The organism is Escherichia sp. MOD1-EC5433 (genome assembly GCF_002966005.1).
Taxonomy (GTDB): Bacteria; Pseudomonadota; Gammaproteobacteria; order Enterobacterales; family Enterobacteriaceae; genus Escherichia; species Escherichia ruysiae.
Genome location: NZ_PTRL01000003.1, coordinates 413,768 through 436,017, shown reverse-complemented (window position 1 = coordinate 436,017; position 22,250 = coordinate 413,768). Strand labels below are relative to the sequence as shown.

The window sequence follows — 22,250 nt, the reverse complement described above, 5'->3', positions numbered from 1 at the left end:
CCCTAATCTTAAAGGTGCAAAGACGCAAGACGCAGAATTTCGTTTTGCGTTGTTGTTTTTGTATCGACAATTCCGGAAACGAGACCATTGCTCATCACCAGAATACGGTCTGTTATCCCTAACAACTCTGGCATTTCTGAGGAGATAATAATAATCCCCTTGCCTTTCTTCGCCAGTTCAGCAATTAACTGATAAATTTCAAACTTCGCCCCGACATCAATACCGCGCGTCGGTTCATCGAGCATTAATATTTCTGGTTGCGTTAGCAGCCAGCGACCAATAATCACCTTTTGCTGATTACCGCCGGAGAGCGAACCAATTTGTGTTCGATGCCCCGGCGTTTTTACCCGCATTGAATCAATAACCCACTGGGTATCGCTTTTCATCCGCGAGTTATCCAGTAACCCAACTTTATTTTTGTAGTTGCGAATATTGGAAATTAACGAGTTAAAACCAATATCCAGATAGGCATAAATTCCCGTCGAGCGGCGCTCTTCGGTCACCAGTGCAAATCCGTGGTTAATAGCTTCGTTGGCGTTATGGTTATTGATCTTTTTGCCGTGCAACGTAATGGTGCCAGCCGATTTCTCGCGAATACCAAATAACGTCTCAACGATATCAGTACGTTTCGCTCCCACCAGACCGGCAATACCGAGGATCTCCCCTTTGTGCAGATCAAACGAAACATCGCGGATGGAAGGCTGGCGCAGCGACGTCAGGTTACGCACTTCCAGAATCACTTCGCCTGGCGTGTTTTGTTTGTCCGGGAAACGCTGGTTAAGAGAACGCCCAACCATCATGGCGATGATCTTGTCCATCGTCAGCCCTGCCAGCGGTTCGGTGGCGATCCACTGACCGTCACGCAATACGGTGACTTCATCACATAACTGGAAAATTTCTTCCATTTTATGCGAGATATAAACAATACCGCAGCCGCGCTCTTTTAATTTACGAATAATAGTGAACAGATGATTGACCTCTTTTTCGGTTAACGAAGAAGTCGGCTCATCCATAATCACGATTTTCGCGTTATAGGAAAACGCTTTGGCGATTTCGATCATTTGCATTTGCGAAACAGATAATGTCCCGACCCGCGCACGCGGATCGATATCAATATCCAGTTCATCAAAAATCGCTTTGGTTTCACGGTACATTTTGTCCTGATCGACAAACATGCCTTTGGTGGGATATCGCCCCAGCCACATGTTGTCCATCACCGACCGTTGTAATACCAGATTTAACTCCTGGTGTACCATCGAAATACCATTTTCCAGTGCTTCTTTGGCAGAATGAAAATCGATCTCTTTACCCTGGAATAAAATGGTGCCGGAGTCTTTTTGATAAATACCAAACAGGCATTTTAATAATGTCGATTTTCCTGCGCCGTTTTCTCCCATTAATGCATGGATAGAATGTGGCCGGACTTTTAAATTAACGCTATCAAGTGCCTTAACACCGGGAAAGGACTTGTTGATACCGCTCATTTCCAACAAGTATTCCCCGGAAGACGAAGCCGTTGAGCTGACCATATAATTTTACCTTGTTGGCCATACAATAAGGGCGCAGTAAACGACTGCGCCCAATCAGTCTTATTTCTTGCTGAATTCAGCCAGGTTGTCTTTATCTACGCCAACATAAGGAACGCGGACAACTTTATTGTCGATTTTCCAGTTGGTGCCATCAGCCGCACCTTTGCCATCGGCCAGGTTTTTCGCCAGATCAAAGGTCGCTTTCGCCTGGTTGTTAGCATCGTTCAGCACCGTGCCCGCCAGTGCACCGGATTTCACCAGTGCCAGAGCTTCTGGCAGCGCATCGACGCCAAACACCGGAATGCTGGACTTATTGTGCGCTTTCAGTGCTTCTACCGCGCCCATTGCCATCGCATCGTTGTTAGCAATAACCACTTCGATTTTGTTGGCGTTCGGGCCAGACAGCCAGGCGTCCATCTTATCTTTCGCCTGAGCGGTGTCCCACATAGCAGTATCTAACTGTAACTGTTCCGTTTTGATGCCTTTGTCGTTCAGTTCTTTAATCACGTAAGTGGTACGTGCTTCTGCATCCGGATGGCCCGGTTCACCTTTCAGCAGTACGAACTGAATCTGACCATCTTTGTTGAGATCCCAACCCTGATTCGCCGCCCAGTGTTTAGCAATCAAATCGCCCTGAATAATGCCAGACTCTTTCGAGTCGGTGCCAACGTAGTAGGCTTTGTCGTAGCTATCCAGCGCCTTACGGGAAGGCTCTTTGTTGAAGAAAACGATTGGTACGTTTTGTCCGCGCGCTTTCTCAATCACTGTACCCGCAGCAGCCGGGTCAACCAGGTTGATTGCCAGCGCCTTCACCCCTTTCGCCAACAGCACGTCAATCTGATCGTTCTGCTTGGACTGGTCATTCTGTGAATCATTCATCAGCAACTGGACGTCTGGCGCGGCTTTCGCATCTTGTTCGATAGCCTTACGCACCACGGACATAAAGTTATCGTCATATTTATAAATCGTCACACCAATACGGGTATCAGCAGCGTGTGCAGCGGCACCGAATAACATGCTGGCCATCACAGCAGACAGGGTTAACACCTTCTTATTCATGGTATCTCCGGTTTTTCTTATGCAGGGTAGTGCTTGAGATAAATGCTCGGCGGGGCAGTATAGTTAATGAAGTGTTACTGAACGCCGAAGCTCACGTTTTAAAATTCGTTCTTCCATGCCCGGTAACGCTCCAGAAAACGGCTTTAATTGTTGTTATGACGCTATAGCCTCGATAAAAGTGATTATTCACTGTTACATATAGGTTACAACGTTAAAACGGTGCAATCATAGCTATCGCATTGTTAAGATACTGTGAAATCACTCACAGATTGAAAGCGGTTACATCGCCTGATTTGTTGAGTTAGTGATCGCCGCCGCATTCTGGCGTGTTGCGACAGAATGCCGACGCACTAACGTCGGCATAAAACAGTGGCTGGCTCGCGGATCAATGTTGCCTGCTGCGCCCTGCAAGGCCAGTTCAGTAGCTAATTTTGCCATCGAAGCAATGGGATAACGCACGGTCGTTAATTGCGGATCGGTGTAACGGGCAATGGGGATATCATCAAAACCGATGATGGAGAGATGTAACGGAATTGCAATGCCATTATCTTTTAATGCCGTCAGTGCGCCAGCGGCCATATTGTCGTTATAAGCAAACACAGCAGTAAGTTGCAGATTGCGTCCCAGTAGCTCGACCATTGCCGCCTCACCGCCGGGCATGTCCGGCGTGCCGGTGCCAATCCAGCTTTCCGGCGGAACAATATCCTGCTCTTTCAGCGCACTCATCCAGCCTGCTTTGCGCATTGCGTCATCTTCAATGCCGTGGCTGGAAGAAAGATAACCGATGCGTTGATGCCCGTTATTCAGCAACATGCGCGTCGCCATTCGGGCACCGCTGAGATTATCCAGGCAAACGCAACGATGAGCGTAACCCGGTACAACGCGGTTAATCAGCACCATACCGGGAATGTTGTCCATAAACTGCGCCAGTTCGTCGTCGCTTAACGCTTTTGAATGAACAATCAACGCATTACAACGCTGGCGAATTAACACCTCGATGGCGTGACGCTCTTTTTCCGCTTCATGATAGCTGTTGCCAATCAATACATATTTCTGATGTTGTTGGGCGACGAGATCGACGGCTTTCACCAGTGCGCCGAAAAATGCATCAGAAACGTCCATCACCACCACGCCAACGGTATCGCTCACCTGGGTTGCCAGCGCCTGGGCATTGGCGTTTGGTCGGTAATCCAGTTCACTCACGGCTTTCATTACCGCTTCACGCGTGTCCGCACTCACCAGAGTACTGTTATTTAGCACCCGGGAAACCGTTGCCACAGAGACGCCAGCCTGACGCGCTACATCACGAATGGTGATCATATTCACTACCTGTTGTGAGATTGCAGTAGGTTACTGCTTGCTGGCGGCTATTTTGTCAGCACTGAATACAGGACTTCGTGAATCGAGTCACAGCAATGGAAACGGTTACAGCCGTTTTGTTAATGAATGTGATCGAGATCGTTATCTTGATGTTTTAGACAATGCAGATCCGGCAGCACGGAGGGTTAGCTGACGCCAGAGCCATTCTACCGGCCCCTGGCGGAAGTAACGTAGCCAGATAACAGAGAAGAGGATATTCGCCAGCCATACCGGAATAACAAACGCCAGCAATTCCAGACGGTCAAACTGCATAAACAAACCGAGATGATAAAACAGCGTGGTACAAATTAGCGTTTGTAACAGGTAGTTGGTCAGCGCCATCCGTCCGACGCAGGCGATCGCCAGCACCAGCTTAAAACGGCTTAATTGTGGCCAGTAGCCGAACAGCAACGACGCATAACCCATCGCCTGAAATGGCGCACTCAGTTCACGCGGCATCTGAAGTAAGAAGGCGCACCAGCGATACGCCCAGTCCAGCCGCCATTGTAGTGCGATAGCAGGAAGGTTAATCATCAGCCCAATCGCCACCAGCACAAAACCGGTACGGCGATAGTGGCGCAAGCTGTACTGCCCTTTCAGCCAACCGCTACGCATCAATGCCGCGCCAATTAGCATCATCCCCGCCAGTTGCCAGCCATACTGCGCACCCAGTGCCAGTAAACTGTTCCCTACTCCATCGGCTCGGTTACTGATGGCTTCCACGCCGCCGTGAAGTTTCCAGTATTTTTCATACAAAATGGCGGACGCATCCGGCGTCCAGGCGCGACTAGTCTGGCTGTCAGAAATCAACCCCAGCAGCAGCAAAACGCCAAGCCCTACCAGATACAACATGACGCCGGTATTAAACAGGCTTTTTACCGATGGCGCATCGCGCACCAGCCGCCAGCTGATTAAGCCCACCAGCCCGTAAGCCAGCAGAATATCGCCGTCCCAGAATAACAATCCGTGAATAAAGCCCAACAAGACTAACAGGGTGAGCCGCGACTGGATCCAGCGTCTGCCACGCGGCAGCAACATTTGCAGTCCCGCACCAAACAGCAGCGCAAAAAGCGTGAGGAATTTCACCTGGCCGATGAGATCGAGAAATGCCCATGTCCAGGCATCTTGCGACGTAATAGCGCCGTACCAGGCGGGATTGAGATAAGCCGCCTTTGGGAGTCCAAAGGCGCTGATGTTTAATAGCAGGATCCCCAGAATGGCGACGCCGCGAACAAAATCGAGCGTGACGTTGCGCTCCATGGTTCCTGCCTTTTAATCAGTTGTGATGACGCACGGCGCGCAGAAACTCGTGGCGCGTATTCTGACTGGATTTGAACAAACCACCGAGGGAGGTCGTTGTCGTGGCGCTGGTTGCATCGCGGATGCCACGCGCTTTCACGCAGTAATGCACCGCATCGATGGAGACCGCCACATTATTGGTGCCCAGCAGCGTTTGTAGCGCAATGAGAATTTGCTGGGTCAGACGTTCCTGCACCTGCGGACGCTGGGCAAAAAACTGCACAATGCGGTTAATTTTTGACAGACCGATCACCGAATCTTTCGGGATATAGGCCACCGTCGCTTTGCCATCAATAGTGACAAAATGGTGTTCACAGGTGCTGGTCAGGGTGATATCGCGCACGGTGACCATTTCATCGACCTTCATTTTATTTTCAATGAGGGTGATTTTCGGGAAGTTGGCGTAATCCAGACCGGAGAAAATTTCATCGACATACATTTTGGCGATGCGATGCGGTGTTTCCATCAAACTGTCATCAGCCAGGTCGAGATTCAGCAGCTGCATGATTTCGGTCATATGACCGGCAATAAGGCTTTTGCGCGTTTCGTTATCCATTTCATGCACGGGCGGGCGTAGCGGTGTTTCCAGTCCTCGCGCAACCAACGCTTCATGAACCAGGGCCGCTTCTTTACTGAGTGATGGCATTTATATTTTCTCCTGCAGGTGTGACGCCTCCGCCCTGCGTGGGGGCAAAGTTATTAAGCTGATTAGCAGCCTGATTATTGTGCGTGAGGTGACGCACATAATCCAGTATTCACAGCGATAATTATTGTAATTGCCGCTGCCTTTCAGCCGTAGATGTTAAAACATCGTTATGCATATGCGGAAGTGAAAGTTACTCACAACACACTGAATAAACGGTATGATGAAAAAATTGCAAACAACATAACAAGGAGCCACGCATGGAAATGCTCGAAGAGCACCGCTGTTTTGAAGGCTGGCAGCAACGCTGGCGGCACGACTCCAGTACCTTAAACTGTCCGATGACGTTCAGCATCTTTCTCCCGCCTCCCCGCGATAACGCCCCGCCGCCAGTGCTGTACTGGCTTTCGGGATTAACCTGTAATGACGAAAATTTCACCACCAAAGCGGGTGCCCAGCGCGTGGCGGCGGAACTGGGGATTGTACTGGTAATGCCAGACACCAGCCCGCGCGGCGAACAGGTTGCCAATGATGACGGCTACGATTTAGGCCAGGGCGCAGGTTTTTATCTTAACGCTACGCAATCGCCATGGGCGGCGCATTACCGGATGTATGATTATCTGCGCGATGAATTACCGGCGCTGATTCAGTCGCAATTTAACGTCAGCGATCGCTGCGCCATTAGCGGTCATTCGATGGGAGGTCACGGCGCATTGATTATGGCGCTGAAAAACCCTGGCAAATACACCAGCGTTTCCGCCTTTGCGCCAATTGTGAATCCGTGCAGCGTCCCGTGGGGAATCAAAGCGTTTAGCGCCTATCTGGGCGAGGATAAAAATGACTGGGAGGAATGGGACAGTTGCGCGTTGATGTACGCCAGTAATGCGCAGGATGCGATCCCGACGCTTATTGATCAGGGCGATAGCGATCAGTTTCTTGCCGACCAACTCCAGCCTGCGGTGCTGGCAGAGGCCGCTCGTCAGAAAGCGTGGCCAATGACGTTACGTATTCAGCCGGGTTATGACCACAGTTACTACTTCATCGCCTCTTTTATAGAGGATCATCTGCGCTTCCATGCGCAGCATTTACTGAAGTAAAACTTAGCCCGGTTCGCCGGGCACCTTCTCATCAGAAGCGATAATCCACCGCCATAAAGTAACGACGTCCGTCTTCGTTATAGCTGTAGTCGTCACGACTGAGATCTTTATCAGTCAGGTTCAGCACGCCCGCACGCAGTTTGACGTCTTTGGTCACCTGCCAGGCCGCGCCGGTATTCCAGATCGTATAGCCACCAGGCGTTTTGGCCGTATCACTGTCGGCACGTTTCTGTCCGGTATAGTGACCAGAAACATAGAATGACCAGTCTTCCAGCATCAGCGGTTTCCAGTCCAGCGTACCGTTAGCAGTATGGAACGGCAGGTCGGAAAGCGGTTTGTTTTCGCCATTGCTGACATCACGACCATCGTTGTAGGTGTAGTTGAGTGACAGCTTCCATTCGTCATTGAACGGAATTTTCAACTCAGTCTCCACGCCCTGAATTCGCGCTTTGTTAACGTTGTAGTAGCTGAATACCGGTATCCGTCGTCCGTTAGCGCCCGTTTCAAAACCGACAAAGTTCTGGTAACCCGGTGCAGCGTTAACGTCAGACGTGCGGCTGATGCTAATACGATCTTTCACATCGTTGCGGAAAACAGTCACGCTGGATTCAACCCCTTCCAGCCAGCCATCTTCACCCATGTAGTAAAGCCCCAGTTCCCAACTTTCGCTGGTTTCTGGTTTCAGATCCGGGCTGCCGACAATTTTACATGCACCACGGCAGGAATTTGTCGTCCAGTCAGGGCTAAGCTGCAACAAAGAAGGCGCTTTAAAAGCCGTTGCCCAGCCACCTTTCACGGTAACGGTGTCGGTAGCGTTATAGACCAGATAGGCACGCGGGCTCCAGTGATCGCCGTAGGTTTCATGATCATCCATACGCACGCCGGTCGTCAGCGCCAGTGGTTCAAAGATCCGCCATTCATCTTCCACAAACAGCGCGTACTGGCTGGCAGACGTTTTGGTGCTGGTGCCACCGGTCAGGTTTACTGCATCACTAAGTTTATCGTGACGCCATTCACCGCCAACCGTGACAAACTGATTAATCGCCGTCAGCGGCAGCGTGTATTTGCCATCAACGGTATTGCTTTCAGAGGTAATTGGGCTGCTGTTGCCAGGGTTTTTGTTTTCGACTTTCTCGCCGTAATATTTCAGTTCGCTGGTGCCGTAATCCCAGCGACCATTATGGCTGACAGAGTAGTTCTGGCGTTCCAGGCGGTTTTTGTCCAGCGAGTCGGAATCACGATCCTGACGGTCGAAACCGTAACCGGCGGTAAAATCGTGATTTTGATTCGGCGTCCAGGCAAATTCGACATTGCCGTCGCGGCTGGAGAATCCTTCAATACGCGGTGTTTCTCCGGTATCGGTGGTGGTTGAGTTTTGCGGGTCATCCTTTTCACGTTTCGCCAGGCTGCCGTAGGCTTTCATTCCCAGCACACCGTCAATTAATGGCCCGCTGGTGAAGAACTGACCGTTGTACGTGTCACCACGATCGCGATGTTCCTGAATGGTGGTATCGACCGTAACAGTGCCCGTCCATTTTTGACCGATTTTTTTGGTGATGATATTGACCACGCCGCCAAGCGCATCAGAACCGTACAACGAGGACATCGGGCCACGTACCACTTCAATACGTTCGATGGAATCAACCGGGATCCAGTTCAGATCAAAGTCATTGTGGCGAAAGACAGCATTGCGGGAGTTAACGCGTTTACCATCGACAAGAATCAGCGTGTAACTGCTGTCCAGCCCACGAATACTGACGCCCTTGCGGTTATCCCCTTCGTTAGTCAGTTGTACGCCCGGCACTTCTTTGAGGACATCTTTCAGGTTCTGTACTGGTTTACGCTGCAGGTCTTCCTGGGTAATGACGCTGATACTGGCAGGTGCGTCTTTAAGGTTTTGTTCAACGGAAGATGCGGTGACAACCATCGTCTCGCCATCATCATCAACCGCCAACACAGGCCATGCACAAGAAATTGCGGACAAACACAGCCCGACCCGTACGAAAGGGTTCAACCTAAACATTCCATATCTCCATGAGGTAACTACGAAAATAAAATGGGTTATCGCTCACATCTTCTTCACGTCCCCTTGCGTACGGCAGCATCGCGGTGGACTTTTTATAGGCAGGAGATCACTCCAGAAAGCCTGAACAGCCTCTGATTTGTCAGCCTTTTTTGATTTCCGCGTAACAATAATGCAAACGATAACAATTATCAATTCAATTGTTAAATTTTATATCCGCATGAATATCAAGGAAAAGAAAAAGCCCTCTCGGTTGAGAGGGCTTTATAAGGAAGGAGTAAAACTTATTTCTTATCGTTCTGCGGGAACTTCATTTCGCTGTAACGCACGAAGTGGGTTCCTTTAATCAACTTGTAACCAAACCAGATGGCCAGGAACAGCGGGATACCAATATAGGTTGCCGCTACGCCGCCCCAGTCGATGGTATCTTTCAGGAACGCCTCGTAGTTCTGGCCCAGGGTAATAATCAGACACAGAATGAAAGCGAAGATCGGTCCCAACGGGAAGAAGCCCGAACGGTACGGCAGGTCGTTAATGTCGTGTCCCTGCAATACATAGCCGCGACGGAAACGATAGTGGCTGATAGCAATCCCCAGCCAGGCGATAAAGCCTGTCATCCCGGAGGTGTTCAGCAGCCACAAATACACCGTCTGGTTACCAAACATGGAGGTCAGGAAACACAGACCGGCAATCACCGTCGTGGCATACAGCGCGTTACGCGGTACACCGCCACGTGACAGTTTGGCGAAAATACGCGGCGCTTTTCCGTCACACGCCAGGGTGTAAAGCATACGGGTAGATGCGTACATACCGGAGTTACCCGCCGACAGTACTGCAGTCAGAATGACCGCGTTCATCACCGCCGCCGCAGAAAGCAGCCCCGCGTGCTGGAACACCAGCGTGAACGGGCTGACGCTGATGTCTTTCACATCGTTACGCAGCAAGCTTGGATCGGTGTACGGAATGATCAGGCTGATGATCAGAATCGCAAACACATAGAACAGCAGGATTCGCCAGAATACCTGACGCACCGCACGCGGAATATTTTTCCCAGGATCTTCAGATTCGCCCGCAGCAATACCAATCAGTTCGGTTCCCTGGAAAGAGAAGCCGACAATCATTGCCACACCGATCATCGCCGCAAAACCACCGGCAAACGGTGCTTCACCTATCGTCCAGTTGCTCCAGCCCACAGGCTGCGCGCCTTTGAAGATACCGATAATCATCATCACGCCGACGACGATAAAGATAATCACTGTTGTGACTTTGATCAGTGAGAACCAGTACTCCGCTTCACCAAAGCCTCTGACCGAAATGTAGTTCAGCAGGAAAATGACGCCAAGGAACAGCGCACTCCAGATCCAACCGGGAACATCCGGGAACCACCAGCTCATGACTAACTGCGCAGCCACCAGGTCAACGGCGATAGTCACCGCCCAGTTGTACCAGTAGTTCCAGCCCAGCGCGAAGCCAAAGCCCTCTTCCACATAGTTCTGACCGTAAGTCGCAAACGAACCAGAAACCGGCATATACGCCGCCAGTTCGCCAAGACTGGTCATCAGGAAGTAGACCATCAGGCCAATCAAAATATACGAGAGCAGCGCCCCGCCCGGACCTGCCTGAGAAATCGTTGCGCCAGAGGCAACAAAAAGACCCGTACCGATGGAGCCGCCAATGGCAATCATCGTCAGGTGACGCGCCTTTAATTCACGGCGTAAGCCCGGCGCTTCTGTTGTTTTAGTTTCGGAAACCATACAAAAATGCTATCCATCTTAAAAATGAGGCGCGATTGTAGCAGACGATTTGCAATCCTTCCGGTAGAAATGCGCTTTTATAAGAGACCTTCATGATCGCCCAGGAATTATAAGTAAAGCAGCCAATCTCTTTTCTGGCGAATGCATGACGCTGGCGCTGCGTCACGAAATCGACACAGCACCAGCATGTTCCTGTATCGCGACTTAACGCGGCACATTAGCGGGATCGCAATAGTCCAGAAAGCGCCGTAGCGCGTTGGAAAGGTGTTTTTGCCGATGATGAATACGCCACAACGTACGCATCAGGCGCGGTAGAGGGACAGCAACTTCACTTAATGTGCCAGCCTGTAATTGATCTTCTATTACCCGTCGCGACAGGCAGCTAATTCCCAACCCATGACGCACCGCGTGTTTGATAGCTTCGGAGTTACCTAATTCCATCGCCATCTCAAATTTCGGTAAATGCGACAGTAACAGATAATCGACAATCTCCCGCGTGCCGGAACCACGTTCGCGCAGGATCCACGGCGCAGCGGCCAGTTGTTCTAAGGTGACCGGACCACGAGCCAACGGCGAAGTCGGCGCGGCGAAAACCACCAGCTCGTCTTCCAGCCACGGCTCAGAAATGATTTCAGTGCTGTGGCATGGTCCTTCAATAAAGCCAATATCAACGCGGAAATCCAGCACCGCCTGCATCACGTCCTGGCTGTTACCAACGCTAAGTTCAATCGGCAACTGCGGGTAATCATGGCGATAACGGGCGATAACTGCGGGCAGGATGTAATTACCAATGGTGCTACTGGCGTAGACACGAATCGCGCCGTTGTCTTCGCGAAACAGTTGTTCGATTTCGACGGCCTGTTCCAGCAACGCCAGCGCACGCGGGTAAAGCAGCCGTCCGTGCTCATTGACCACCAGTCTTTTACCCACGCGATCAAACAGTTGCACGCCTAGCTGCCCTTCCAGATCGGTCAACGCCGCGCTCACTGCTGATTGCGACAACGCCAGCATCACCGACGCCTGGGTGGTGGATCCACTTTTCAATACTTCTGCAAAAACTTCCAACTGTCGAAGGGTGATGTGCATAGTCGCTTACCACTTATAAAGATTAATTATAAATATATAATCAATTTTATTTTTAAACCAGTTAGTCGTAACCTTATGCCCGGATAAAGGAGAGGGTTATGACGAATATCACCTTACAGAAACAACATCGTACACTGTGGCATTTCATTCCGGGGTTAGCCCTGAGTGCAGTTATCACCGGGGTCGCCCTGTGGGGTGGTTCCATTCCCGCTGTTGCGGGTGCCGGGTTTAGTGCCCTCACTCTCGCAATCTTGTTGGGGATGGTTTTAGGTAACACAGTATATCCGCATATCTGGAAAAGCTGTGACGGCGGTGTGCTGTTTGCCAAGCAACATTTACTACGTCTGGGTATTATTCTTTACGGTTTCCGTTTGACGTTTTCACAAATTGCCGATGTCGGTATCAGTGGGATCATCATTGACGTGTTGACACTGTCCAGCACCTTCCTGCTGGCCTGCTTCCTGGGGCAGAAAGTGTTTGGCCTGGATAAGCACACCAGCTGGTTGATCGGTGCCGGTAGCAGTATTTGTGGTGCTGCAGCGGTACTGGCGACTGAGCCGGTAGTGAAAGCGGAAGCCAGTAAAGTGACCGTGGCTGTTGCAACCGTCGTTATCTTCGGGACCGTCGCGATTTTCCTCTACCCGGCGATATATCCGCTGATGTCTCAATGGTTTAGTCCGGAAACTTTCGGTATCTACATTGGTTCTACTGTGCACGAAGTGGCGCAGGTGGTGGCGGCAGGTCATGCCATCAGCCCGGATGCAGAAAACGCAGCAGTTATTTCCAAAATGCTGCGCGTGATGATGCTGGCTCCGTTCCTCATCCTGCTGGCGGCACGTGTTAAACAGCTGTCTGGGGCTAATGGCGGCGAGAAAAGCAAAATCACCATTCCGTGGTTTGCCATCTTGTTCATCGTAGTTGCCATCTTTAACTCGTTCCACCTGTTACCGCAGAGCGTGGTGAACATGCTGGTAACGCTGGATACCTTCCTGCTGGCAATGGCGATGGCGGCGCTGGGTCTGACCACTCACGTCAGCGCGCTGAAAAAAGCCGGGGCGAAACCTCTGCTGATGGCACTGGTACTGTTTGCCTGGCTGATTGTTGGTGGTGCTGCGATTAACTATGTAATTCAAAGCGTCATCGCATAAACCACTACATCTTGCTCCTGTTAACCCGCTATCATTACCGTTTTCCTCCAGCGGGTTTAACAGGAGTCCTCGCATGAAATACATTGGAGCGCACGTTAGTGCTGCTGGCGGTCTGGCAAATGCCGCAATTCGCGCCGCCGAAATCGACGCAACCGCGTTTGCCTTGTTCACCAAAAACCAACGTCAGTGGCGTGCCGCACCGCTCACGACGCAAACCATCGATGAATTCAAAGCCGCCTGTGAAAAATATCACTACACATCGGCGCAAATTCTTCCCCACGACAGTTATCTGATTAACCTCGGACATCCGGTCACTGAAGCTCTGGAAAAATCGCGCGATGCCTTTATAGATGAAATGCAGCGTTGCGAACAACTGGGGCTTTCTTTGCTCAACTTCCACCCTGGCAGCCATCTGATGCAGATTTCAGAAGAGGATTGCCTTGCGCGTATTGCCGAATCCATCAACATTGCGCTGGATAAAACTCAAGGTGTAACAGCGGTGATTGAAAACACCGCCGGTCAGGGCAGCAATTTAGGGTTTAAATTCGAACATCTCGCGGCGATTATCGATGGCGTGGAAGATAAATCCCGCGTCGGCGTCTGCATTGATACCTGCCATGCTTTCGCTGCCGGGTATGATTTGCGTACTCCAGCCGAATGCGAGAAAACGTTCGCGGATTTTGCCCGTATTGTTGGCTTTAAATATCTGCGTGGGATGCACCTTAACGATGCGAAAAGCACCTTTGGCAGCCGCGTTGACCGCCATCATAGCCTCGGTGAAGGCAATATCGGTCATGATGCGTTCCGCTGGATCATGCAGAACGACCGCTTCGACGGCATTCCGCTGATCCTTGAAACCATCAACCCGGATATCTGGGCAGAAGAGATCGCCTGGCTAAAAGCGCAACAAACTGAAAAAGCGGTAGCCTGAAGATGAATAACCGGGAAAAGGAGATCCTTGCAATTTTACGGCGTAACCCGCTGATTCAGCAGAATGAAATTGCTGACATGCTGCAAATCAGCCGTTCGCGCGTTGCGGCGCATATTATGGATTTAATGCGCAAAGGGCGGATTAAAGGCAAAGGTTACATTCTCACTGAGCAGGAATACTGCGTAGTGGTGGGGACAATCAATATGGATATTCGCGGGATGGCGGATATCCGTTACCCGCAAGCAGCTTCTCATCCCGGTACGATTCATTGTTCGGCAGGCGGCGTTGGGCGCAATATCGCCCACAATCTGGCATTGTTAGGCCGCGACGTCCATTTACTCTCGGTGATTGGCGATGATTTTTATGGCGAGATGCTCTTAGAAGAGACGCGCCGTGCTGGAGTGAATGTCTCTGGCTGCGTTCGTTTACATGGTCAAAGCACATCGACGTATCTGGCAATTGCCAATCAAGACGAACAAACCGTACTGGCGATTAATGATACCCATCTGCTGGAACAGTTAACGCCGCAATTATTGAACGGATCACGTGATTTACTTCGTCATGCGGGCGTGGTACTGGCAGATTGCAACCTGACTGCCGAGGCGCTGGAGTGGGTCTTTACCCTCGCCGATGAAATCCCGGTATTTGTCGATACCGTTTCAGAATTCAAAGCGGGCAAAATCAAACACTGGCTGGCGCATATTCACACCCTGAAACCCACTTTGCAGGAACTGGAAATTTTATGGGGAAAGGCGATCACCAGCGATGCTGACCGTAATGCCGCAGTGAATGCGTTGCATCAGCAAGGTGTTCAGCAACTGTTTGTTTATTTGCCCGATGAATCCGTTTATTGCAGCGAAAAGGATGGCGAGCAATTTTTGCTGACTGCGCCAACGCATACGACGGTGGACAGTTTTGGTGCCGACGATGGTTTTATGGCAGGCCTGGTGTATAGCTTTCTGGAAGGAAACAGTTTCCTTGACAGCGCCCGTTTTGCGATGGCCTGCGCGGCAATTTCGCGCGCCAGCGGCAGCATAAATAACCCTACCCTGTCTGCCGATAACGCGCTTTCATTAGTGCCGATGGTGTAACAATGCTGCCGGATGCGACGCTTGACGCATCTTATCCGGCCTTGTTATCAACACTTAGTGGGTTTTGATGTAGCCGCGCACGCACTCTTCGACTAAGCCCCAGAACCAGTCGGTATCAATAGTGATGCCGACTTTGGTATTAGCGGGCTTGCCAAGAACGCCCAGCTCGTCGCAGACGGTACGCCCGTAGCAAGGGCCGCTGTTGACGTCCACTTCGACGTACATCTCCTGGGTTTTAATGCCATCAGGGTTAATCAGATAACCGATACAGGTGGCGTCATGCACCGGACCGCCAGCCAGGCCATAGTTTTCGAACTGCGTTTTGAGAGTGAAGTTCATGATGTCGCTGAACAGCTCGCCAGCAGGGCCGCCCGCCCTTTCCATCCGCGCAATCACATCCGGGGTACACACGGTCTGGTTAGTGAGATCGAGGCCCATCATCACCAACGGAACGCCGGAGGTGAACACCACGCGTGCGGCTTCCGGGTCGGCAAAGATGTTGAACTCGGCAGACGGCGTGAAGTTACCTGTTCCGTAAGCGCCACCCATCAGCACAATTTCACGGATTTTTGGCAGGATCGCCGGTTGCATACGCATCGCCACGGCGATGTTTGAAAGCGGCCCTACCGGCACCAGAGTGATATCGCCTTCACTTGCCATCAGGGTATCGATGATATATTTCACCGCATGAGTGCTTTCTGCCTGGCGGGTCAGCGGCTCGAATACCGGGCCATCCAGTCCGGTTTCACCGTGAATATTATCGGCAACGATTTGTTTGCGCATAATTGGCTGCGGCATTCCCGCATAAACCGGAACATTAATCTCCAGTTTCTGACAAACATTCAGGCCATTAATTAATGTTTTATCAAGCGTCTGATTACCCGCCACAATGGTAATACCTAATAAATCAATCGCCGGATGTTTCGCGGCCATCATTATGGCAATAGCATCATCATGACCCGGATCACAATCCAGAATAATTTTTCTCTTTTCCATTGTTTATTTCCCCTGTTTCAAGTTGCGTTATTTTTTCTACAGCAAAGAAAATTCGACCGGCCGATGATTGAATCTTAACAACAGCGTACGTATGCTAAATATGAGAAATCTCATAGCGGATAAACATCGTGAAAGAAATCCACAATAATGAACTTAAACAGCAACTGATTGGTGAGTCCGCATTTAATGAGTGCTTTTCAACGGATGTTTCAGCCGATACGCGGCTGTTTCATTTTTTAGCGCGTGACTACATTGTGCAGGAAGGGCAACAGCCGTCCTGGCTGTTTTATCTGACGCGAGGCCGCGCCAGGCTTTACGCCACGCTTGCCAATGGACGCGTGTCGCTGATTGATTTCTTTGCCGCGCCCTGTTTTATTGGCGAGATTGAGTTAATCGATAAAGACCATGAACCGCGTGCGGTGCAGGCTATTGAAGAGTGTTGGTGTATTGCGCTCCCCATGAAACACTACCGCCCGCTATTATTAAACGACACGCTATTTTTACGAAAACTCTGCGTCACCTTAAGTCATAAAAATTATCGCAATATTATTTCTTTAACTCAGAATCAATCATTTCCGTTAGTGAATCGCCTGGCAGCATTTATATTACTCTCGCAGGAAGGTGATCTTTATCACGAAAAGCATACGCAAGCGGCAGAGTATTTAGGCGTTTCTTACCGACACCTTTTATATGTTCTGGCACAATTCATTCACGACGGTTTATTAATTAAAAACAAGAAAGGGTATCTGATTAAAAACAGAAAGCAGTTGTTAGGACTGGCGCTGGAGATGGACCCGGAGAATAAATTCTCCGGGATGATGCAGTAAAAATTATTTGCAATAGCGCGATAGCCGGATGCGGCGCTTGACGCGTCTTATCCGGCTTACAAATCGAGCATTACGCCAGCCCAATAAAGAACCCGGCAATGGTCGCACTCATCAGGTTGGAGAGCGTAGCCGCTGCCAGCGCACGTAATCCAAGCTGGGCGATTTCCGGCGCGCGTTTTGGCGAAATAGCCGAGAACGCCCCAACGACAACACCAATAGAACCAAAGTTAGCGAAACCACAAAGCGCAAAGGAGATAATGGCAACTGTTTTCACGTCCAGCGTGCCGCCCGTTTGCAGATATGGCGAGAAACTCAGGTAAGCGACAAATTCGTTAATCGCCAGTTTCTGACCAATCAGGCTACCCGCAAGATTGGCATCACTCCAGTCCACGCCCATGATCCACGCCAGCGGTGCCAGCACATAGCCAAAAATACTTTCGAGAGAGGCATTGGCAAAACCAAACCAGCCGCCAATTCCACCGATAATGCCGTTGATCAGCGCAATAATCGCCACAAACGCCATCACCACCGTCGCCACACCTGCGGCAATTTTCAGTCCGGTCATCGCACCGCTTGCCGCTGCTTCGATAAAACTTTTTGGCGGCGTTTCGCTGAACGACAGGTTTTCAAATGTCACCTGCGAAGGCTCGGTCGCCGGGCTAAGAATACGCGCAAACAAAATACCGCCGGGGATCGCCATCAGCGATGCCGCTAACAGATAGTCAATCGGCACACCCATTCCGGCATAACCAATCATCATCGAACCGGCAATAGATGCCATGCCGCTACAAATTGCGGTAAACAACTCGTTGCGATTCATGCGATCAATAAACGGTTTAACGATCGCCGGGATCTCGTTTTGCCCAAGGAAAATGGTGGTGACCGCGACAAAAGATTCTATTTTGCTGATGTTGAGAGCTTTCTGGAAAATACTGCCAAGAATGCGGATCAGCAGTCCCATCACGCCAATGTAGTACAGCAGACTGATGAGCGCAGTAACGAAAATAATCGCCGGAAGTACGCGAAAGGCGAAGATAAAGCCCGCGCCATCAAACAGGACATCCATTTTCGGCCCCACCAGCGAACCAAAAATAAAGGCGCTACCCGCATCGCTGTAGGACATGACTTTATGGACGCCCAATGCTGCCTGTTCTACCGCCCATTTTCCCGGTGGGAAGTAGAGCATAATGCCGCCAATGGCGATTTGCAGCAGCAGCGCGGCTCCAACCGTGCGCAAACTGATGCTCTTTTTATTCACTGACAACACAAACGCTATTGCCAGTAACACCACCATCCCCACAACACTTCTCATTATATCCATAATGATTTCCCTTCATGCCCGTAAACCCGGCGCCAGCGCCAGGTTTCGGTATGTATGATGAGTACGGGCGACGGCTTTCTGCCCGTCAGAAATTAACCCGCGAGACGCTGGTATTCTTTGGCAATTTCGCTCGCCAGAATGGCGTTGTTAAACACCAACTGGATGTTGGATTTCAGGCTATCGCCACCGGTCAGTTCCGCAACGCGTGCCAGCAGGAACGGCGTACTTTCTTTACCGATCACACCTTGCTCTTCAGCTTCGGCAACTGCCTGATCAATTGCAGCGTTAATACTTTCTTCCGGCATCGCAAACTGTTCCGGAATTGGGTTTGCCACTACCAGGCCACCGTTCAGACCGCTTTGCCATTTCACCGCCATCGCACGGGCAATTTCGCTGGCGCTGTCGAGGCGGATACTGACTTCAAACGGGCTAGTGCGGCAGAAAAACGCTGGCAATGCTTTGGTCTGATAACCAATCAATGGCACACCGAAAGTTTCTAAATATTCGGTGGTTAAGCCTAAATCGAGAATAGATTTTGCTCCGGCACAAACTACGGTGACATTAGTGTGTGCCAGTTCCTGTAAATCGGCGGAAATATCGAAAGTATTTTCCGCCCCGCGATGAACACCGCCAATACCGCCGGTGGCAAATACTTTAATTCCGGCAAGCGCCGCAATAATCATGGTAGAAGCAACGGTGGTTGCACCATTTTTTCCGGCAGCAACAACAAAAGGTAAATCGCGACGGCTAACTTTCGTTACGTTATGTCCTTCACGACCCAGCAATTCAATTTCTTCTTTGCTTAAGCCCACTTTCATCACGCCGCCAATAATAGCGATAGTGGCTGGTACAGCGCCCTGTTGACGAATAGTTTCTTCTACTTCAATTGCGGTCTGGGCGTTTTGCGGGAACGGCATCCCGTGAGAGATAATGGTCGATTCCAGCGCCACAACCGGTTTTTTGTTTTTTAAAGCGTCCTGCACTTCCGGGGAAATTTGTAATAATTCAGGGGAAATTTTTAATTCAGACATTCTGCGTTCTCCACTAACGATATAACGTTGGCAATCGATAAATCGGGGTTATTGGTGTATTCACAGGAGAGCGCCATTGACGAACATCCCTGTGCAAAACGAACAGATTCGGCAAACGGCATCCCGTCTACCCAACACGAAGCAAGTCCCGCCATCATGGCATCGCCCGCTCCGGTAACATTAATGACATTGGTTTTAATCGGTGCAGACCAGCCGTTTTCGCCGCTGATATCACTGTAATAAACACCATCGCCACCCATGCTCAGAACCAATCGGTTCAGGCCATGTTGATGGAACCAGGCGGCAACCTTTGCCACATCTTCACTTCCGGAAAGCGCAATCCCGCTCAGGGTTTCTGCTTCCAGACGGTTTGGCTTCAGGGTGTGAATTTGACTTAATCGCTCACGTACTTTGACGCATTTCCAGGCCGAAACCGGATCGACAAATACCGGTACGTCGGCGGCATTATCCAGAATCCAGACCAATGCCTCTTCACTGATATTACAGTCTGCGACAATGACCTTAGCCCCCTGAATAAATTCACGGTGCTGTGCGAGATATTCCGCTGAAATACAGTTGCTAATATTCATGTCATTTATAGCAACCAGCATTTCACCGGTATTATCGAGTAATGATAAATAGCTCGACGTATTTTCCCCTGGCACAATCAGACATTTATCGACATAAACGCCGGATTGATTGGTTTGCGTTAGCAGCGATTGACCATAAAAATCACTGCCTACGGCGCTCAGTAGCCAGGCTTTATTCCCCAGCAACGCGAGGTTTTGTGCGATATTGCGCCCTACTCCACCGGGAGTAAATTTTATTTTCCCTGGATTTGAATCCGCATAGTTTAATGATTCATGTGAATATCCGGCGACATCAATATTCGCCGAGCCTATAATTACGACATAATCCTTTTCGCGCATAGCACGTCCCCTGGTAAAAAATTACCAACTCTGTCAATCCACAAGAATATAGGTACTGCAAAGACGGTTTAAACATGTGTTCATATTTAAACATGTGCTCATAGTATGCATGTTTTACTTAAAGTAAATTACCGCCAGAGGGGCAAAATGAGCAGATTTGAACAGGCTCACAAAACGCTATTATTGGCGGTTTTAGAAAAAGCGAAGAAATTGTGAAGTGATGCACAGAACGGAAACAATAAAAAAGGGCAGAAATTAATCTGCCCTTGAGGAAATGACGTTACTTTTTGATGAGAGTGTCAGCTTTCTATTGGAAAATAAAACCATTCAAAATCATAGAATTGCCGTCAACAATTTATCACTCATCTTGCACTCATCAAATGATACAGGGCAGAAAATTTCTGCCCTGTAGTTCACGTTTTATTATGCTGCTTTCGCCACAACGTCCGCTTCCGGACGTTTCAGGAAGGCATAGGCCAGACCCGCCACCAGCGTACCGGCAATAATTGCTACCAGGTAACCCAGTACCGGCGTAATAGCGCCAGGGATCAGTAGAACAAACAGACCACCGTGTGGTGCCATCAGTTTCGCACCAATCGCCATTGAGATTGCGCCAGTCAGCGCCCCACCCACGATACAGCACGGCAGCACACGCATCGGATCACGAGCAGCAAACGGAATTGCACCTTCCGAAATAAAGCACAGGCCAAGTACCAGAGCCGCTTTGCCGCCTTCCTGCTGCGCTTTGTCGAATTTGCGACGCGCCACCATTGTTGCCAGACCCATTGCCAGCGGTGGTACCATACCTGCCGCCATAATCGCCGCCATCGGGCCATAGGTTTGGGTACTCAGCAGACCAACACCAAACGCGTACGCCGCTTTGTTTACCGGACCGCCCATGTCAGTACACATCATGCCACCGAGGATCGCGCCCAGCAGAACCGCATTCGCAGTACCCATGGTTTGCAGCCAGTGAGTCAGACTTTCGAGGATGCCAGCAACCGGTTTACCGATCAGGTAGATCATCGCCAGACCGACCACCAGACTGGAAATCAGCGGAATGATCAGAATCGGTTTCAACGCCTCCATACTCTGTGGCAGTTTCAGTTGCGTACTGATTAACTTCGCGATGTAACCCGCCAGGAAGCCCGCAATAATCCCGCCAATGAAGCCAGAACCTGTGCTGACCGCCAGCATACCTCCAATCAGACCCGGCGTGAGACCCGGACGATCGGCAATGGAGAAGGCAATGTAACCCGCCAGTACCGGCACCATCAGCGCAAAGGCTGAACCACCGCCAATCTGCATCAGCGCCGCCGCCAGCGTCCCTTGCTCTTTAAACGCTTCGATACCAAAAGCAAAGGAAAGCGCGATACACAGACCACCCGCAACCACCATTGGCAGCATGTAGGAAACGCCCGTCAGCAGGTGACGGTACGCGCCTGCACTCTCTTTCTTACCTTCAGTAGTTGCCGTTTGAGCTTTGCCCGCCGGTTCGTAAGGCGTCGCTTCAGCAACCGCTTTATCCAGCTCCTGCGCCGTTTTCTTCAGCGCCAGACCGGTAGAAGTGCGATACATCGGTTTACCGGCAAATTTTGCCAGATCCACTTCGATATCTGCTGCCACAATCACCAGATCCGCTGCTGCCACTTCTTCAGGCGTGATCGCGTTACCCGCACCAACGGAGCCACGGGTTTCAACTTTCACCCACCAGCCACGTTTTTTCGCTTCGGTTTCAATGGCTTCAGCAGCCATAAAGGTATGTGCTACGCCAGTTGGGCAAGCAGTCACCGCAACCACGCGTTTCGGGCCGCTGGCGGCAATCGGTGCTGTCGCAACGACCGGCGCAGTGTAAGGCTTCGCATGACCTTTGGCTTCACTCAGGAACAGCTCAGGGTGCGCGACTGCGCGGGAAATATCGCCCAGCCAGACATTTTTACCGTTCAGCGCGCTGTCGTTCGGGATGGAATCACCCAGAACAATCGCCATTTCAGCGTCGTTCGGATTGTCGATGATTTCCAGTTTTGCTTTTCGCGCCGCCGCGCCCAGCAGGGTCTTCGCCATATAGGCGCGTGCCTGACCGAGATTAGCGTCAATAATCAGCAGCGTTTTCATTATGCCTCTCCT

General features: G+C 50.7%; 18 protein-coding genes. 5 read left to right on the top strand and 13 right to left on the bottom strand.

The window, feature by feature from the left end:
• Positions 1 to 8: 8 nt before the first annotated feature.
• The 5 genes from mglA to folE all read right to left on the bottom strand — a co-directional run bounded on the left by mglA (position 9) and on the right by folE (position 5,892).
• Entirely contained in the window at positions 9 to 1,529 is a 1,521-nt protein-coding gene (mglA, locus tag C3D30_RS08985; RefSeq protein ID WP_105286767.1) for a galactose/methyl galactoside ABC transporter ATP-binding protein MglA, read from the bottom strand.
• Positions 1,530 to 1,589: 60 nt separating this feature from the next.
• Positions 1,590 to 2,588, bottom strand: coding sequence for a galactose/glucose ABC transporter substrate-binding protein MglB (gene mglB, locus C3D30_RS08980; RefSeq protein WP_001036961.1), 999 nt, complete (start codon positions 2,586 to 2,588; stop codon positions 1,590 to 1,592).
• A 279-nt stretch (positions 2,589 to 2,867) separates the two neighbouring features.
• On the bottom strand, positions 2,868 to 3,908 hold the full coding sequence (gene galS / locus C3D30_RS08975; RefSeq protein ID WP_000628678.1) for an HTH-type transcriptional regulator GalS: 1,041 nt from the start codon (positions 3,906 to 3,908) through the stop codon (positions 2,868 to 2,870).
• A gap of 141 nt (positions 3,909 to 4,049) precedes the next feature.
• A complete protein-coding gene (yeiB, locus tag C3D30_RS08965) occupies positions 4,050 to 5,207 on the bottom strand; it encodes a DUF418 domain-containing protein YeiB (protein WP_000440935.1) in 1,158 nt (385 codons plus the stop codon).
• A 16-nt stretch (positions 5,208 to 5,223) separates the two neighbouring features.
• Entirely contained in the window at positions 5,224 to 5,892 is a 669-nt protein-coding gene (folE, locus tag C3D30_RS08960; protein ID WP_001139613.1) for a GTP cyclohydrolase I FolE, read from the bottom strand.
• Positions 5,893 to 6,149: 257 nt separating this feature from the next.
• Here folE and yeiG point away from each other — a divergent pair, with 257 nt between their 5' ends.
• Positions 6,150 to 6,986 (top strand): S-formylglutathione hydrolase, encoded by an 837-nt coding sequence (gene yeiG / locus C3D30_RS08945; RefSeq protein ID WP_021551061.1) that lies wholly within the window; start codon positions 6,150 to 6,152, stop codon positions 6,984 to 6,986.
• Between the two features lie 31 nt (positions 6,987 to 7,017).
• Here the strand turns inward: yeiG and cirA are convergent, their stop codons facing one another.
• From cirA to yieE, 3 genes are all read right to left on the bottom strand, one after another.
• Positions 7,018 to 9,009 carry a catecholate siderophore receptor CirA gene (gene cirA, locus C3D30_RS08940; RefSeq protein WP_000489285.1) on the bottom strand — a complete coding sequence of 664 codons (1,992 nt, stop codon included), beginning with the start codon at positions 9,007 to 9,009 and terminating at the stop codon, positions 7,018 to 7,020.
• Between the two features lie 284 nt (positions 9,010 to 9,293).
• Positions 9,294 to 10,763 (bottom strand): lysine-specific permease, encoded by a 1,470-nt coding sequence (lysP, locus tag C3D30_RS08930; RefSeq protein ID WP_000253268.1) that lies wholly within the window; start codon positions 10,761 to 10,763, stop codon positions 9,294 to 9,296.
• A 204-nt stretch (positions 10,764 to 10,967) separates the two neighbouring features.
• Positions 10,968 to 11,849 carry a DNA-binding transcriptional regulator YeiE gene (gene yieE / locus C3D30_RS08920; protein ID WP_000548303.1) on the bottom strand — a complete coding sequence of 294 codons (882 nt, stop codon included), beginning with the start codon at positions 11,847 to 11,849 and terminating at the stop codon, positions 10,968 to 10,970.
• 98 nt (positions 11,850 to 11,947) lie between these two features.
• Between yieE and C3D30_RS08915 the strand changes: the two genes are divergently transcribed.
• The 3 genes from C3D30_RS08915 to C3D30_RS08905 all read left to right on the top strand — a co-directional run bounded on the left by C3D30_RS08915 (position 11,948) and on the right by C3D30_RS08905 (position 15,019).
• Complete coding sequence (locus C3D30_RS08915) at positions 11,948 to 12,997, top strand: YeiH family protein (protein WP_000182062.1); 1,050 nt, start codon at positions 11,948 to 11,950, stop codon at positions 12,995 to 12,997.
• A 73-nt stretch (positions 12,998 to 13,070) separates the two neighbouring features.
• Positions 13,071 to 13,928, top strand: a complete 858-nt coding sequence (gene nfo / locus C3D30_RS08910) for a deoxyribonuclease IV (protein ID WP_000873892.1) — start codon at positions 13,071 to 13,073, stop codon at positions 13,926 to 13,928.
• A 2-nt stretch (positions 13,929 to 13,930) separates the two neighbouring features.
• Positions 13,931 to 15,019 (top strand): sugar kinase, encoded by a 1,089-nt coding sequence (locus tag C3D30_RS08905; RefSeq protein WP_105284983.1) that lies wholly within the window; start codon positions 13,931 to 13,933, stop codon positions 15,017 to 15,019.
• Between the two features lie 54 nt (positions 15,020 to 15,073).
• On the opposite strand, the gene rihB is transcribed toward C3D30_RS08905, so the two are convergent.
• On the bottom strand, positions 15,074 to 16,015 hold the full coding sequence (rihB, locus tag C3D30_RS08900; RefSeq protein ID WP_000415411.1) for a ribosylpyrimidine nucleosidase: 942 nt from the start codon (positions 16,013 to 16,015) through the stop codon (positions 15,074 to 15,076).
• Between the two features lie 128 nt (positions 16,016 to 16,143).
• Here rihB and C3D30_RS08895 point away from each other — a divergent pair, with 128 nt between their 5' ends.
• Complete coding sequence (locus tag C3D30_RS08895; protein ID WP_105286766.1) at positions 16,144 to 16,842, top strand: transcriptional regulator YeiL; 699 nt, start codon at positions 16,144 to 16,146, stop codon at positions 16,840 to 16,842.
• Between the two features lie 70 nt (positions 16,843 to 16,912).
• On the opposite strand, the gene C3D30_RS08890 is transcribed toward C3D30_RS08895, so the two are convergent.
• From C3D30_RS08890 to fruA, 4 genes are all read right to left on the bottom strand, one after another.
• Entirely contained in the window at positions 16,913 to 18,163 is a 1,251-nt protein-coding gene (locus tag C3D30_RS08890; protein ID WP_000353892.1) for a NupC/NupG family nucleoside CNT transporter, read from the bottom strand.
• A gap of 92 nt (positions 18,164 to 18,255) precedes the next feature.
• A complete protein-coding gene (gene psuG, locus C3D30_RS08885; protein WP_001292481.1) occupies positions 18,256 to 19,194 on the bottom strand; it encodes a pseudouridine-5'-phosphate glycosidase in 939 nt (312 codons plus the stop codon).
• Positions 19,182 to 20,123: a pseudouridine kinase gene (locus C3D30_RS08880; RefSeq protein ID WP_001208149.1), complete on the bottom strand. Its 942-nt coding sequence runs from the start codon at positions 20,121 to 20,123 to the stop codon at positions 19,182 to 19,184. The genes psuG and C3D30_RS08880 overlap by 13 nt, the downstream gene beginning before the upstream one ends.
• Positions 20,124 to 20,546: 423 nt before the next feature.
• Positions 20,547 to 22,238, bottom strand: coding sequence for a PTS fructose transporter subunit IIBC (gene fruA / locus C3D30_RS08875; RefSeq protein WP_105286765.1), 1,692 nt, complete (start codon positions 22,236 to 22,238; stop codon positions 20,547 to 20,549).
• Positions 22,239 to 22,250: the final 12 nt, after the last annotated feature.